Below are 12,906 nucleotides of genomic sequence, written 5' to 3'. Positions count from 1 at the left end.
CTAGGATACGGGAACAGATTTTCCTTCCCGTTATTCTTTCTGCTGCGTAAGTCCGCTTCAGGATAAAGACACACGCATCAGGCTGTCTTTCATCCGTTTCAGCCTGTTCTGGATGCTGCTGTCTACAACACGGTCGCCGATCTGGATCTTGAGTCCGCCGATCAGCGCAGCATCCACCTGATAATGAATCTGCAGCGATACAAAGTCAGTCGTAGCCAGAAGCTTCTGACGGATGTTCTCCTTCTGAGTATCCGAAAGCTCTTCTGCACTGGTTACATACACGACTCCGATTTTATGATAAGCCAGACAGCGGCGTTCGTAATCCTCACGGATCGCAAACAGCTCGCCAAATCTGCCTTTTTCCAGAAGAAGATGGCAAAATCCGTTCAGTTCTTTGCTGATTTTACCGTCAAATACCCGGTCAAAGACCGCTGTTTTTTCCTTCTGATCCAGCTCCGGATGTCCAAGCAGTGTCACAAATTGGGGATTTTTCCCTAAAATTTCACACATGCCGTTTAGCTCCTCCAGAAGCGTATCCAGCAGACCATTCTCTACGCCCAGGCCAAACAGTGCTTCCGCATAGACCTGTGACACTAGCTTAGCCATGTATTTTCTCCTATTTCTGCAAGAGTCTCTTCAATCAGAGCGTTCTTGGTTCTGTCATCCATGGAAACTCTGACAAACTTGCCAGCCGCATCCATTGCCAGACCAACCATCTCCTGCTTAATTTCATCCGCCGCTTTTTTCTTTTCCAGTTCGGCTTCCACATGCGCATGGGCGATAATACGAGAGGCTTCCTCCCGCGCCTTCGCCACAATGTCCGCTTCATTCGCCAGTGCTTTCGCTCTTGCTGCGCTTAAGATCTCATCCGCCTCTTTGTCCACATTGGCAAGTCTGGCTTCGTAATCTGCTTTCAGCTTTTCGGCGTCCTCCTGGGCTGTCTTTGCATGATCCAGTTCCCCTGCGATCTTATTCTGTCTGTCCTGCATAAATTTGCGGGCAGGATTAAAGAGCAGATAGGACAATGCAATAAACAGCACGAATACAGCGATGATCGTAAGCAGGGAATCCGCAAGCAGCTGGAAATCCAGATCAAACAGTCTGGGCTCCATTTCTGCCGCAAGCAATACTGCGTTTAAATTATGCACTCTTCCCTCCTCCTTCCTTCTTGAAATATTCTCTTATCAGGGAAGCAGAGGTTTTACAAACAGCAGCAGCATCGCAATCAGCAGACCATACAGACCGGTTGTCTCGGCAACCGCCTGACCAAGCAGCATGGTCGAGGTGATATCGGATTTTGCACCCGGGTTTCTGCCAACTGCAGCAGCAGCATGACCAGCTGCGATACCCTGACCTACACCAGGTCCGATACCGGCGATAACCGCCAGACCTGCGCCGATTGCAGAACAGCCTAAGATAAAGTTTTCATTGAATTCCATGATAAATCCTCCATTCTTCTGTTGTGTTACAGTTTTGGTATTTTCGTTTATCCTTCCTCTCCGATGGCATCAGAAAGGTATGTCATCGTCAGCATACAGAACACGTAGGTCTGAATTGCTCCCGAAAACAGATCGAAGTACACATGCAGCACTGCAGGCCAGCCGATTGCGATCACCCGCAGAAGTCCGTATACCAGCGCCATCATAACAACGCCGGAAAGCACATTGGCAAACAGACGCAAAGACAGCGAAACCGGAACTGCAATATAACCGATAATATTGATCGGCGCCCAGATTGGCCACGGATCGCACAGCTCTGCCAGCGCTCCCTTTAACTTCTTATGCTTCAGCTTGTTGTAATGAATCAGCGTAAAGGTTGCCAGACCGAGCGGCAGGGTAACGCCGTAATCCGCCGTCGGCGGACGTAACCCCAGCAGACCGGAAAAGTTGCTGATCAGGATAAAAATGAATATGGTTCCAATATAGTTTGCGAACTTCGCCGCATTCTTTCCCATAACCATTTTTACCATGCCGTCCAGCTTTTCCACCACAAGCTCCACGATGTTCTGGAAAAATCCCGGTACTTCAGAAGCATGCTTCATCGCCCGGTTTGCCGCAATCGCAAACGCAAGGATCAGCAAAAGTACGATCAGGAGACAGATATGGGTTGTGGTAATCCACACCGTCTGTCCGAAAAACTGATAGGGAAAGACGCCGTGAATCATAAAATCAATGTCAGCCGAACCATTTAGCAAAATACCATTCGTCATCGTCTCACCTCCTCTTCTTTTCTTTGTATCTGCGTATAAAAGGCTGCAGATAAGCCGAAGCTTTCATTCCCATCAAACCTGCAAACGCCGCTAGAGGGTCTGCAAAATGTGTCAGCATCAGGACTGCAAACACGACCAAAACCACAGCATACCGGAGAAGATTCTTCGACGTCGCATATTTCTGTGCGCCGTCCCCGAGCTCCAGCGCTGTATCCAGCACCTTCCACATGTGCCAGATTCCTGCCATGGCAAGCAGCATCCCGATCAGGATGCCAAGACCGCTGTACAGCCTGTCCTTTACCCACCAGACGGACACCAGCTCGCACAGACATCCCCACAAAAAAGTGCCGAGCCACATCTCCCGGACGGTTTCATCGATCTTTTTGAAAAAATTTCTCATTCCCTGTCCTTTTTGTCCTTCTTCTGATAAATTTGCCGCGCCAGCCGATAAATATTCCCAAATCCCGCCAAAACGCCAACAAAAAACAGCACAATTGCAAAAAACTGCGTCCCGAGCCTGCCATCCAGCCAGTAGCCGAGGGCGAACATCATGCCCGTGGGAACAAGCATCATAATTCCGAACTGTGAAATCAGCGTCAGACACTGCCAGACAGTTTTGTTAAAGGAGTGCTTTGCCACAAAAATCCTCCTGCCATGCACCGGTTTTTTAAGAGATTTTCGCTCTGACTGGCTCTTTTTAAGCTGCCATTTTGGAGAAATCCCTGTCTACCATTATACCCATTTTACGCTTTCTTGTCCACCTGTTTTCTTGGCATTGTCTTAATAGTTTCTGGCATTTTCCCCGACGTTTTCGCGCGTTTTTCCGTCCATTTTATGCAATAAGCAGGCATGAAAAAACAGCAGGATTTTTGCAGTTGTGAAATCTGCAGAAATTCCTGCTGTTCTTGACAGATTTTCAAACATATCCTGTCATCTGTCTGTTTATAAAAATTTTAGATTCCATAGCAGCTGCATAAACAGCACAGAGCTTTCAATTACCGTCTGCTGACCATCTGTAATTTCAGCCGCTTTTAGTAGAAAATATGCCCGCCGATCTGCGTGCCGGTCAGACCTTCAATCGGCGTTCTGAAATATACGCAGCGTCCGACGTTTGTATAGCCGGACATCGCTTCGTCTGCTGCCTTATAACATGCCGCCGTCGCGCTGTCGTTTGCAAGTGCAATCGCCAGATGTCCGTCCAGAACCGGTGCAAACTGCTTATATTGGTAAATTACGCCGGATACTGTGTTCGGATAGACCGAGCTCAGCACACGGTTGATGACCACCGCCCCGACTGCTACCTGCCCTGCATAGGGCTGGTTGCCCGCTTCGCAGTAGATCAGGTTTGCCAGAAGATACCGGTCACCCTCTGCAAAGCTCACCTCGGAAATGTCCCTCCATGCCGATTTCGCAGCAAGACGGGATTTTGCGATTTCCTCCTGCAGCTGTTTTTTGAGGGCTGCAATATTTTTGTCCTGCTCTGCAATCTGATTGCCAAGGGCGTCCGCCTGGGCCTGTGCTTCCGCAATCTGTCCGCTGTAGGCGCTGATGCTGTTTTTGGTGTTGTTGACGCTCGTCATGATACTCGCCTGCTGCTCCTTTGCCTGAGCCTGCAGATCATCTAACTGCGCCTTTTCCTCCTCCAGCTTCGCCTCCATCTCTTCAATCGCTTCCCGCTGCGCTTTGTAGCTCAAAAGCATCCTGTGGTCGTACTCATGGAGCTTTTCCACATAAATACTCTGGTTCAGCAGTTCAGAAAACGTCATCGCACTGAATAAAATCTCATAATACGTGCGGTTATTGTCACGGTAAAGATAACGCAGCCGCTGCTTCATCGCCGCATACTGGCTGCTCTCCGTCTCCTTCGCCTGCTCCAGCTTTTCCTGCGTATCGGAAATTTCCTGGTTCTTGTCGATAATATTCTGTTCGATTTCTTCCAGCCGGCTGCTGATCTGCGTCAGGTCATCCGTCAGACCGTTTAACTCCCCCTGCAGGGAGGTTTTTACATTGTTCAGGGAATTGATATTGTTTTCCGTCTGTTTTTTCTGGTCCTTCGTATCGTTCTGTTTTTTCTGTTCTTCCTTGATCTGATTCTGCAGCTCGTTGATCTTATTGTCCGCCTTTGCCGGCAGCGCTGGAACTGCAGCGATACAGAGAGAAAAAACAAGCAGGCTGGCAATTGTTCTTCGGAATCCCTGTTTTGTCCCTCTCATCAAAGCTCCATCTTTACGGTCCGTCCGCTTCTACTGTAAGGTCTGTACGCCACGCCCGCTGCCCGAAACATCCGCTTGGATGCCCGGACAGACGGGGTTTCCGCATACTTGTCGCAATCGTAAATCACTTCCCGGATTCCGCTCTGGATGATCGCTTTTGCGCATTCATTACAGGGAAAAAGCGTCACATAGAGTTTCGCCCCAGCCAGGCTTCCGCCGCGGTAGTTTAGAATGGCATTCAGCTCGCTGTGCGTCACATAAGGATACTTCGTCTTTAACGTATCCCCCTCCCGCTCCCAGGGAAATTCATCATCAGAGCAGCCAATCGGAAAGCCGTTATACCCCATGGAAAGGATTTTGTTGTCCTGCCCCACAATACATGCCCCGACCTGCGTACCGGGATCTTTGGAGCGCATTCCCGCGAGCTTGGCTACTCCCATAAAATATTCATCCCAGGAAATATAATCCTCCCGCTTCATACACCCTCCTTATAAAAATCCGGTTTTATTTGGTGCCAAAAATTCTGTCGCCGGCATCGCCCAGACCGGGTACGATATAGCCGTGCTCGTTTAAGTGCTCATCCAGTGCGCCAATATAAACGTCTACGTCAGGATGTGCTTCCTGCATTGCCTTTACGCCCTCAGGAGCTGCAATGATACACAGAAAATGGATCTTCTTACAGCCTTTTTCTTTCAGCATGCGAATTGCTGCTACGGAAGAGCCGCCGGTTGCCAGCATCGGGTCAACAACGAAAACTTCTCTTTCTGCGCAGTCAGCCGGAAGCTTACAGTAATATTCTACAGGCTTTAATGTCTCAGGGTCGCGGTACAGGCCGATATGACCGATCTTTGCTGCCGGGATCATCTTGAGCGCACCATCTACCATCCCCAGTCCTGCACGCAGGATCGGAACAATGGCCATTTTACGTCCTTTGATCTCTTTTACCGTTGTGCTGCAGATGGGAGTCTCAATCTGCACATCTGCCAGCTCCAGATGTCTGGTCGCTTCATAGCAGATCATCATTGCGATTTCGCTGATCGTCTCTCTGAAATCCTTTGTACCCGTTTCCTTTTTGCGGATCAGACCGATCTTGTGCTGGATCAGGGGATGATCCATTACCATTACCTTTGACATTTTCATTGTCCTCCTTCGTTTTATGTTCCCAACATCATACCATTATTTTACTTCTTCTTCAATCTTATTGATTCTTCTGACATGCTTTTCATCGCCGGAAAACGGTGTATTTAAAAACGTCTCTACGATCGACAGAGCCAGGTTCGGTCCGACAATTCCAGCGCCCATTGCCAGCATGTTTGCATCGTTATGCTCTCTTGTCATTTTTGCGGAATAGGTGTCTGCGCAAAGTCCGCAGCGGATACCGGGAACCTTGTTGGCAACGATCGAAATACCAATACCGGTTGTACAGATGACGATTCCCTTTTCACATTCGCCCTTTGCAACTGCTTCTGCTGCAGCGCGTCCAAACTCCGGATAATCGCAGGATTCCAGACTGTAGCAGCCGAAATCATGGCACGTATAGCCATTTGCCTCCAGATATCCGATCACCTTCTGTTTCAGTTCGTATCCACCGTGGTCACTTGCCAATGCTATCATTTTTCTTCCTCTCATTTCTGCGCACGCTTTTTGCGCATGCCGAGTTTGTGTCAAGTGCGCGCAGACACAAATCTCGAGATTGAAAAATTTAATTTTTCAATCTTCCTCCTCATACCTGTTCTACATGATGACCTGCCGCCTTTAGCAGCCGGTTCATAATTGCCTGTCCAAAGCCGCTTTCCGCAAAAGATTCCGAAAACAGGATGTCCAGATTTTCATCATCGAATTCCCGCAGAATCCGGTAAAGGCTTCTGCCGACCGCCGCTTCGTCCAGACGGCTCCCAACGCTTTTGATACTCGCCGCATTGCTGTTTTGACGGTAGGCTTCCATCGTCTCGTCCGTTGCGATGATACCAACGCGGTGCCCGTCTGCCGTCGCCTGACGGCTTTTTTCACAGATGGCTTCCTTCACCGCGTCCTGCGCACCCTCGATAATGGTCAGGTCTCCCTTCGGTGCATAGTGACGGTAACGCATTCCGGGTGCCTTAGGTCTTAAATGGCAGTTTGCATCCAAAATCGTCTTGTCAACGTCCACCTGATTTGCAACCTCTTCCAGCATCTTTTGCGTCACATAACCCGGGCGCAGGATCATCGGAATGTCTCCAGTCAGGTCTACGATCGTAGATTCCAGACCAATGCCGACTTCCTCGCCGCCGTCTAAGATCATCTCGATCCTGCCGTCCATGTCCTCTTTTACATACTGCGCCAGCGTCGGGCTCGGTCTGCCGGACGTATTGGCGCTCGGCGCTGCAACAAATCCACCCGCCGCGCAGATAAAGCGCTGCGCAATGGAATCGGACGGGAACCGCACCGCTACCGTATCCAGACCGCCTGTCGTTTCTTTGGGTACAAGCGCGGTTTTATTCAAAATCATCGTCAGGGGTCCCGGCCAAAAGCGCGCTGCCAGACGCTGCGCGATTTCCGGAACCGGATCCGCGATTTTGTAAATATCTTCCCACCGGCAGATGTGCACGATCAGCGGGTTGTCAGACGGACGCCCCTTCGCCGCATATATTTTCCGTGACGATTCCGGATTCAGCGCATCTCCGCCCAGTCCGTAGACCGTCTCTGTCGGAAACGCCACCAGCCCGCCGGCTTTGATGATCTCGCCTGCCCGAAGAATCGCTTCCCCATCCGGATGTTCTTTATCCAGTGTAACTACGATTGTTTTCATGTTAATTTCCTCGTTTTCTCGTAAAAACCCGTATACAGTATAGCACAGAGGATACAGGGATGCAAACAAATGCACACGGAATCCTGCAGCGGCGCTTTCGCCGCGGTTTGCAAGCCCGGGCGGTTTGATTTATAATATAAATAAAATAATTACAGAAAAGGAATCCCACACTCATGAAAATTCTCGTAACCGGTTTTACTCCGTTCGGCGGGGAAACCATCAATCCCTCCTGGGAAGCCGTCCGCGCTCTGGACGATTCGATCGCAGGCGCAGATATCATCAAATGCGAAATCCCGACCGAATTTGAAGCTTCCATTGATGCGCTCAAGGCTGCAATCAACGCACATCAGCCGAATGCCATCCTCTGTGTCGGACAGTTCGGCGGCAGTCCATCCATTCAGGTCGAACGCGTCGCCATCAATCTGCGGGACGCACGCACCCCCGATAACGCAGGCTTCCAGCCGCACGACCAGCCGGTTGTTGGCAGCGCGCCTGACGCCTTTTTTTCGACGATTCCGACCAGGCAGATCACAGATCGGCTCCGCGCAGCTGGGATTCCCGCTGCGCTCTCCTACTCCGCCGGGACTTATGTATGCAACAACCTGCTCTATGCTGCGTTATATGAAAGCTCGCAGGCAGAAAAAAGAAACTCTGCACGCTGCGGTTTTATCCACGTTCCCTATCTTCCAGATCAGGCTGCTGCCGCCGTTTCCAATGCTCCCAGTATGAGTCTTGAACTTATGGTACAGGCGTTGACGATTGCAGTGGGGACAATTGTAGAATGCAGATAAATTTTTCCGGAATTTCAAAATTTTTTATATTTTTTTCAAATTTTATGTAACCATTTGACACCCCGGCAGGATATATAAGCAGCATGTCTGAAAATTCTGCTGTATCTTCCTATTCTAAAACCCGCCGCACCGGTGACAAAATCGCACCGGTGCGGCGAGGTCATTCTCACTGTTCTCATTTTTGATCCGGTTTCAACCCACGGCTCTGCTGCCCGGCGTCACTGCCCCATCTGCCGCCCAAGAAATCCGGACGCAGACTGAATCAGCTTTCGTTCCACTTCCCCCATACCGGGCGTTTTGCTCTGCCCCAGCAAAACCACCGCGCCAATCACGTCTCCCTCACAGTTAATCGGGCTGATTGCTTCGCAGACATATTCCTCCACGCCTTCCGGCGCGATCTGCACAAATGTGTGGTCTCCACGTGTCGCAAGAACAATCTGGCGGCTTTCGATCTGCTGCTCCATTTCCCGGCTCAGCGGTTTTCCAATCAGATTTCGGCAGCCTCCTGCCGCCGCGATAAATTGATCCCGATCCGCAATCAAAACCGTATGCCCAGAGACCTGTGCAAGGCTTTCTGCATATTGCCTGGCAAAGGTCGTCATTTCCCCGATCGGAGAATATTTTTTCAGGATGATTTCTCCCTCCCGGTCGGTGAAGATTTCCAGCGGATCCGCTTCCCGAATCCGCAGCGTTCTGCGAATTTCCTTCGGGATTACGATGCGTCCGAGGTCATCAATCCGACGGACAATTCCTGTTGCTTTCATATAAAAAAGTTCCTCCTGCTTCCTACATACTTTCCATAATTTGTGTGATGTGGGTAGTATGTGGAAAACAGGAGGAATTATGCAAAGCTTTTCTTTTTGTCTGCTCCGGCGTATGTCTTTTTTAGCGGATAAAATTCGTGCAAAACTGTTTCTCGATATCGGGATACGGAACGCCTGCTTTTTTACCTGCTTCAAAGCAACGCATCATCCAGATCATATTTTTTGCAAGGTTGCGCATCGTCTGCATCCCTTCTTCGTCCTTCGGCGCGTCCTCCGCCGTCAGCCCGTGCACCATATTCCAGTAAGTCGATCCTGCGGTCGGCATCTGTGCGATTCCGAAATATTTGTTCAGCGCGTCCAGCGAAGCCGTCGTCCCGCCTCTTCTTGCGATTGCGACTGCTGCGCCGGGCTTGAATTTGAAGTTTTCATAACCGTTGCTGCTGTAAAATGCGCGATCCAGGAAATCGAAAATGCGTCCGCTCGGGTGTGCAAAATAGACTGGCGTTGCGAACACAAAGCCGTCCGCATCCTTTGCCTTTTCCACAAATTCATTCACACCGTCGTCTGTAAACACACATTTTCCGGTCTTTCCACAGACATTGCACTGCAAGCAATCCGCGATCGGCTTACCGCCGACCTGAATGACCTCCGTTTCAATCCCCTCTGCACGGAATACCTTTTCCATCTCTTCAATCGCTGCCATGGTGGTTCCGTGGAGGTGGCTGCTTCCATTTACAAACATAACCTTCATGCGATAAAATCTCCCTTCTATTGCTCTGTGCCTGCGCAGACAGGACTTTATTGTTCCGGTTGGTTCACATTGACAACCCTGACGCTCTTCGGCAGACTTTCCTGCACGAGCGCTTCCGTCAGGATCACTCCGCCCTCGAAGCCTGCGAAGGTCACGGCGTACACTTTCCCGAATTTGGAAGACGTCGCCAGGAAATAGCGGTTTGCGAGCTGCGTATTTTTCACCGCAGTCTGCTTGACCATCGCTTCCCTCGCGTCCGGCGTCGTAAAGCCGCCGTTTTGTTCTACGCCGTTCGTCCCGAAAAATCCCTTGCTGAAATGGTATTTCTGGAGATTCACAACCGCTTCTGCGCCAACGATCGTATCCGTTGAGCTTTTTGGCTCCCCTCCGATCAAAATCACATGGAAGCCCTTGTCCGCAAGCCGCTTTGCATGGGACAGCGCGTTCGTCACATAGGTTGCCTGTGCTTCGCGGATATATTCGATCATCCAACCGGTCGATGTTCCGGCGTCCAGATAAACGCAGTCATCCCGCTCGATCAGCGACGCGGCATAACGCGCGATCGCCTGTTTTTCTGCAATCTGGAGATCTTTTTTCTGCACCATCGAAAGTTCTTTGTTGACAATCTGGGCTGTACGCAGTGCAATCGCCCCGCCGAACACCTTTGTCAGCCTGCCCTCCTGATCGAGCGCAATGATATCACGCCGGATCGTCGATTCCGAACTGTGGAGAATTTCTTTCAGCTCCGCTGCTGTGATGCTCTCCCGCTCATATACCAGCCGTACAATTTCTTCCTGGCGTTTTTCTGTTAACATAATATCTCCATTTCGATCACGTTTGTGTACGCGGGCTGATCGCGCCGTTTTCACACCATCGCAGGATCCCCGGTGCTTCCTATGTTAGCATACAACATCATGTGATGTCCATCCAATGTGACGTCTTCTTTTCCTTTGAGCCTAAAAAACATTACAGTTCACTCATACCTTTTTGTAAGCAGATTTTCATGCGAGCATGAAATCTGCACCCAAACGGTACGAGTGAACTGTAACTAAAAAGCTATTCTTTTTTATCCATCGGAACCGTTTCAGGCAACTTTCTTTTTCAGTAATCCAAGGAGTGCGGTTGATACAATCGTTCCGATCACGAGCGCTACCAGATACATCATCGCGTTTCCAACAACCGGGAATACAAAGATTCCGCCGTGGGGCGCCATCAAAGTACATTGAAATACCTCGGAGAGTGCGCCGGAAATTCCTGCGCCGATGATGCAGGCAGGCAGTACGTGAAGCGGATCGGACGCTGCATACGGGATTGCGCCCTCTGTGATAAATGCCAGACCCATAATGAAGTTGACCGGACCGGACTGTCTTTCTTCTTTTGTAAACTTATCTTTAAAAAGTAAGGTAGCAAGGGCGATTGCACAGGGAGGAACCATTCCGCCGATCATAACTGCTGCCATAATATCGTAGTTGCCTGCCGCAATCGAAGCGGTTCCAAATACATATGCCGCTTTGTTGAACGGTCCGCCCATAAGCAGGATACCCAATACCGGGTAAAACAAAACCGGTGCAAGCTTTTTCAGGCTTTCCGGAAGCTTATCGCAAACCTTCTTTAACAGCAGAATAATATAGCCTGCAAAAAAGCCTGCTGCCTGTAAGCTTCTTCGTCAGCGATCTTGCCGCTCTGTACCATGAGAGAAATTGCCTGTTCAAGCGCCTGCTTTTTGTCCGAAGGCGCAGCCCCCAGCATCACGCTTCTTTTATCGAGCAAATCCGTAATTCTCATAACTCCTCCGTTCTTAAACCGCTTATCCTGCGGAATGTATTGTTGTGAACTACCCATTGTCTAAAGCCAATGGGCTTCCTGCTTCGCAGACCTCGTTTCTACGTTCCACTCCGGTCGGAGCAGAACAAACATCCACTGGATGTTTTGCTCCCTACTATCTCCACAGGCGTTAATTCGGGCAGTCCCTGCCCTATATTATTATTTTTATGCTATTTCTCTTAATCCTTCTTCCAGTATATTCTTTGCCGCATTGATATCTCTGTCATGATTTGTTCCACAGACAGGACATATCCATTCCCTTACGGATAGATTTTTCGTCTCTGTATTTTGGTATCCACAGGCTGAACACAACTGACTGCTGGCATAAAATGTATTTATCTTGATATATTTTCTGCCATTCCACTTTGCCTTATATTCTAACTGTCTTGTCAGCTCATACCATGATACATCACTTATGGACTTTGCCAAATGATGATTTTTTACCATGTTTTTTATCTGCAAATTTTCCGAAACTATCACTTGGTTTTCGCTGATAATCTCATGGGACATCTTGTGCAGATAATCTTTTCTGGTATTTGTTATTTTTTCATGACATAATGCTATCTTTTTCTTTACTTTGTAGTAGTTTTGGCTTCTTTTTTCTTTGTGCGCTAACTGTCTTTGCAGTTTTTTCAGTTTCTTTTCGTATTTTCTGATAATTTTTGGATTTTCGTATTTCTTTCCATCAGAAGTAATACATAACTCCTTAACGCCCAAATCTATTCCTGTATTTTGATTTGTATGCGGCAGTTCCACGTGTTCTGTTTCCACTAAAATGGATACATAATACTTTCCACTCGGGACTTGTGATATCGTTGCCGATTTTATCTGCCCGCTAAAATTTCTATGCAGTTTTGCTTTTACATTTTTTAATTTAGGCAGTTTTACTCTATTGCCCTCGAAATCTACTGCTATATTGCCATTCGTAAAATTTGTTGTATATGACTTATGATTATCGTGTTTACTCCTAAACTTCGGATAACCTGCATGTTCCTTAAAAAATTTCTGATATGCAGCATCCATGTTGTAAATCGCATTTGTCAAAGCGAATTTATCCACTTCTTTCAGCCATTCATATTCTTTCTTTAATTGTCTGTTGCAGTAATTGTTACAGTCAGTTTTACTAACCGATTTTTTCTCTTTCTCATATACTTCTTTCCGGTATGCCAGTGTCTGATTATATACAAAACGGCAACAGCCAAATGTTTTTGCAATTTGTATTTTCTGCTCATTATTAGGGTATATTCTGTATTTATATGCCTTTAACATCCACTGGCACCCCCTTTCTCAACCTTGATTTTCTATATATCTTTTCAGCATTTCTTCCGATACATTTCCTACACTACATGCAAAATATCCATCTGTCCAAAAGGTATGTTCTTTCCAAAATTGTTTTCGTAAATATTGGGGATATCTTTTCCACATATGGTATGTTGTATAGCTCTTCATCAGGTTTACAATCTTACTAATAGACATTGTCGGTTCTGTCTCTATCATGTAATGAATATGGCCTTTATCCGTTTCCATATATCTGATAATAACACTGTGCCTTTGACATATCTCATA

At 48.3% G+C, this 12,906-nt stretch carries 18 protein-coding genes and 1 pseudogene; 1 reads left to right on the top strand and 18 read right to left on the bottom strand.

Annotated features, from left to right (window positions below; all coding sequences use genetic code 11):
* Nucleotides 1-57: 57 nt before the first annotated feature.
* The 11 genes from atpH to ACLTOQ_RS09735 form a co-directional block, all read right to left on the bottom strand.
* Nucleotides 58-606 carry an ATP synthase F1 subunit delta gene (atpH, locus tag ACLTOQ_RS09785; RefSeq protein WP_021914098.1) on the bottom strand — a complete coding sequence of 183 codons (549 nt, stop codon included), beginning with the start codon at nt 604-606 and terminating at the stop codon, nt 58-60.
* Entirely contained in the window at nt 594-1,148 is a 555-nt protein-coding gene (gene atpF / locus ACLTOQ_RS09780; RefSeq protein WP_021914097.1) for a F0F1 ATP synthase subunit B, read from the bottom strand. Before atpF ends, atpH begins: the two co-directional genes overlap by 13 nt.
* Before the next feature lie 36 nt (nt 1,149-1,184).
* Nucleotides 1,185-1,439 (bottom strand): ATP synthase F0 subunit C, encoded by a 255-nt coding sequence (atpE, locus tag ACLTOQ_RS09775; RefSeq protein ID WP_021914096.1) that lies wholly within the window; start codon nt 1,437-1,439, stop codon nt 1,185-1,187.
* 47 nt (nt 1,440-1,486) lie between these two features.
* Nucleotides 1,487-2,209, bottom strand: coding sequence for a F0F1 ATP synthase subunit A (gene atpB, locus ACLTOQ_RS09770; RefSeq protein ID WP_021914095.1), 723 nt, complete (start codon nt 2,207-2,209; stop codon nt 1,487-1,489).
* Between the two features lie 4 nt (nt 2,210-2,213).
* On the bottom strand, nt 2,214-2,609 hold the full coding sequence (locus tag ACLTOQ_RS09765; RefSeq protein WP_337598164.1) for an ATP synthase subunit I: 396 nt from the start codon (nt 2,607-2,609) through the stop codon (nt 2,214-2,216).
* Nucleotides 2,606-2,848, bottom strand: coding sequence for an AtpZ/AtpI family protein (locus tag ACLTOQ_RS09760; RefSeq protein WP_021914093.1), 243 nt, complete (start codon nt 2,846-2,848; stop codon nt 2,606-2,608). The genes ACLTOQ_RS09765 and ACLTOQ_RS09760 overlap by 4 nt, the downstream gene beginning before the upstream one ends.
* Before the next feature lie 392 nt (nt 2,849-3,240).
* Nucleotides 3,241-4,422, bottom strand: coding sequence for a cell wall hydrolase (locus ACLTOQ_RS09755; protein ID WP_337427177.1), 1,182 nt, complete (start codon nt 4,420-4,422; stop codon nt 3,241-3,243).
* Entirely contained in the window at nt 4,422-4,901 is a 480-nt protein-coding gene (locus tag ACLTOQ_RS09750) for a deoxycytidylate deaminase (RefSeq protein WP_021914091.1), read from the bottom strand. Before ACLTOQ_RS09750 ends, ACLTOQ_RS09755 begins: the two co-directional genes overlap by 1 nt.
* 25 nt (nt 4,902-4,926) lie before the next feature.
* Entirely contained in the window at nt 4,927-5,556 is a 630-nt protein-coding gene (upp, locus tag ACLTOQ_RS09745; protein WP_117962714.1) for a uracil phosphoribosyltransferase, read from the bottom strand.
* Nucleotides 5,557-5,598: 42 nt separating this feature from the next.
* Nucleotides 5,599-6,036: a ribose 5-phosphate isomerase B gene (rpiB, locus tag ACLTOQ_RS09740; protein ID WP_021914089.1), complete on the bottom strand. Its 438-nt coding sequence runs from the start codon at nt 6,034-6,036 to the stop codon at nt 5,599-5,601.
* A gap of 109 nt (nt 6,037-6,145) precedes the next feature.
* Nucleotides 6,146-7,210, bottom strand: coding sequence for an L-threonylcarbamoyladenylate synthase (locus ACLTOQ_RS09735; RefSeq protein WP_021914088.1), 1,065 nt, complete (start codon nt 7,208-7,210; stop codon nt 6,146-6,148).
* 173 nt (nt 7,211-7,383) lie between these two features.
* On the opposite strand from ACLTOQ_RS09735, the gene pcp reads away from it, so the two are divergent.
* Entirely contained in the window at nt 7,384-8,001 is a 618-nt protein-coding gene (gene pcp, locus ACLTOQ_RS09730; RefSeq protein WP_349174513.1) for a pyroglutamyl-peptidase I, read from the top strand.
* Between the two features lie 218 nt (nt 8,002-8,219).
* On the opposite strand, the gene ACLTOQ_RS09725 is transcribed toward pcp, so the two are convergent.
* The 7 genes and pseudogenes from ACLTOQ_RS09725 to tnpA form a co-directional block, all read right to left on the bottom strand.
* Nucleotides 8,220-8,765: a stage V sporulation T C-terminal domain-containing protein gene (locus ACLTOQ_RS09725; RefSeq protein ID WP_412319324.1), complete on the bottom strand. Its 546-nt coding sequence runs from the start codon at nt 8,763-8,765 to the stop codon at nt 8,220-8,222.
* 121 nt (nt 8,766-8,886) lie between these two features.
* Entirely contained in the window at nt 8,887-9,516 is a 630-nt protein-coding gene (locus ACLTOQ_RS09720) for a flavodoxin family protein (RefSeq protein WP_412280167.1), read from the bottom strand.
* A gap of 47 nt (nt 9,517-9,563) precedes the next feature.
* A complete protein-coding gene (locus tag ACLTOQ_RS09715) occupies nt 9,564-10,331 on the bottom strand; it encodes a DeoR/GlpR family DNA-binding transcription regulator (protein ID WP_412319323.1) in 768 nt (255 codons plus the stop codon).
* Between the two features lie 269 nt (nt 10,332-10,600).
* Nucleotides 10,601-11,164 (bottom strand): annotated as a pseudogene (locus ACLTOQ_RS09710) (fructose-specific PTS transporter subunit EIIC); the annotation flags it as partial.
* Nucleotides 11,128-11,301, bottom strand: coding sequence for a PTS sugar transporter subunit IIA (locus ACLTOQ_RS09705; RefSeq protein ID WP_412319322.1), 174 nt, complete (start codon nt 11,299-11,301; stop codon nt 11,128-11,130). The pseudogene ACLTOQ_RS09710 and the gene ACLTOQ_RS09705, both read right to left, overlap by 37 nt.
* 204 nt (nt 11,302-11,505) lie before the next feature.
* Nucleotides 11,506-12,609 (bottom strand): IS200/IS605 family element RNA-guided endonuclease TnpB, encoded by a 1,104-nt coding sequence (gene tnpB / locus ACLTOQ_RS09700; protein WP_412319292.1) that lies wholly within the window; start codon nt 12,607-12,609, stop codon nt 11,506-11,508.
* A gap of 18 nt (nt 12,610-12,627) precedes the next feature.
* Nucleotides 12,628-12,906 (bottom strand): IS200/IS605 family transposase (gene tnpA / locus ACLTOQ_RS09695; RefSeq protein ID WP_412319321.1); only part of this gene is annotated, 279 nt, incomplete at its 5' end.

The sequence above is a fragment of the Gallintestinimicrobium sp. genome (assembly GCF_046968865.1).
Taxonomy (GTDB): domain Bacteria; phylum Bacillota; class Clostridia; order Lachnospirales; family Lachnospiraceae; genus Gallintestinimicrobium; species Gallintestinimicrobium propionicum.
The sequence above is the reverse complement of the archived record's forward strand: the minus strand, read 5'-3'. Positions and strand labels throughout refer to the sequence as shown.

Coding starts and splice junctions, on each gene's coding strand:
- atpH (WP_021914098.1), bottom strand. CDS start 606: ATGGCTAAGCTAGTGTCACAGGTCTATGCGGAAGCACTGTTTGGCCTG.
- atpE (WP_021914096.1), bottom strand. CDS start 1,439: ATGGAATTCAATGAAAACTTTATCTTAGGCTGTTCTGCAATCGGCGCA.
- atpB (WP_021914095.1), bottom strand. CDS start 2,209: ATGACGAATGGTATTTTGCTAAATGGTTCGGCTGACATTGATTTTATG.
- ACLTOQ_RS09765 (WP_337598164.1), bottom strand. CDS start 2,609: ATGAGAAATTTTTTCAAAAAGATCGATGAAACCGTCCGGGAGATGTGG.
- ACLTOQ_RS09755 (WP_337427177.1), bottom strand. CDS start 4,422: ATGAGAGGGACAAAACAGGGATTCCGAAGAACAATTGCCAGCCTGCTT.
- ACLTOQ_RS09750 (WP_021914091.1), bottom strand. CDS start 4,901: ATGAAGCGGGAGGATTATATTTCCTGGGATGAATATTTTATGGGAGTA.
- upp (WP_117962714.1), bottom strand. CDS start 5,556: ATGTCAAAGGTAATGGTAATGGATCATCCCCTGATCCAGCACAAGATC.
- rpiB (WP_021914089.1), bottom strand. CDS start 6,036: ATGATAGCATTGGCAAGTGACCACGGTGGATACGAACTGAAACAGAAG.
- ACLTOQ_RS09735 (WP_021914088.1), bottom strand. CDS start 7,210: ATGAAAACAATCGTAGTTACACTGGATAAAGAACATCCGGATGGGGAA.
- pcp (WP_349174513.1), top strand. CDS start 7,384: ATGAAAATTCTCGTAACCGGTTTTACTCCGTTCGGCGGGGAAACCATC.
- ACLTOQ_RS09725 (WP_412319324.1), bottom strand. CDS start 8,765: ATGAAAGCAACAGGAATTGTCCGTCGGATTGATGACCTCGGACGCATC.
- ACLTOQ_RS09720 (WP_412280167.1), bottom strand. CDS start 9,516: ATGAAGGTTATGTTTGTAAATGGAAGCAGCCACCTCCACGGAACCACC.
- ACLTOQ_RS09715 (WP_412319323.1), bottom strand. CDS start 10,331: ATGTTAACAGAAAAACGCCAGGAAGAAATTGTACGGCTGGTATATGAG.
- ACLTOQ_RS09705 (WP_412319322.1), bottom strand. CDS start 11,301: ATGAGAATTACGGATTTGCTCGATAAAAGAAGCGTGATGCTGGGGGCT.
- tnpB (WP_412319292.1), bottom strand. CDS start 12,609: ATGTTAAAGGCATATAAATACAGAATATACCCTAATAATGAGCAGAAA.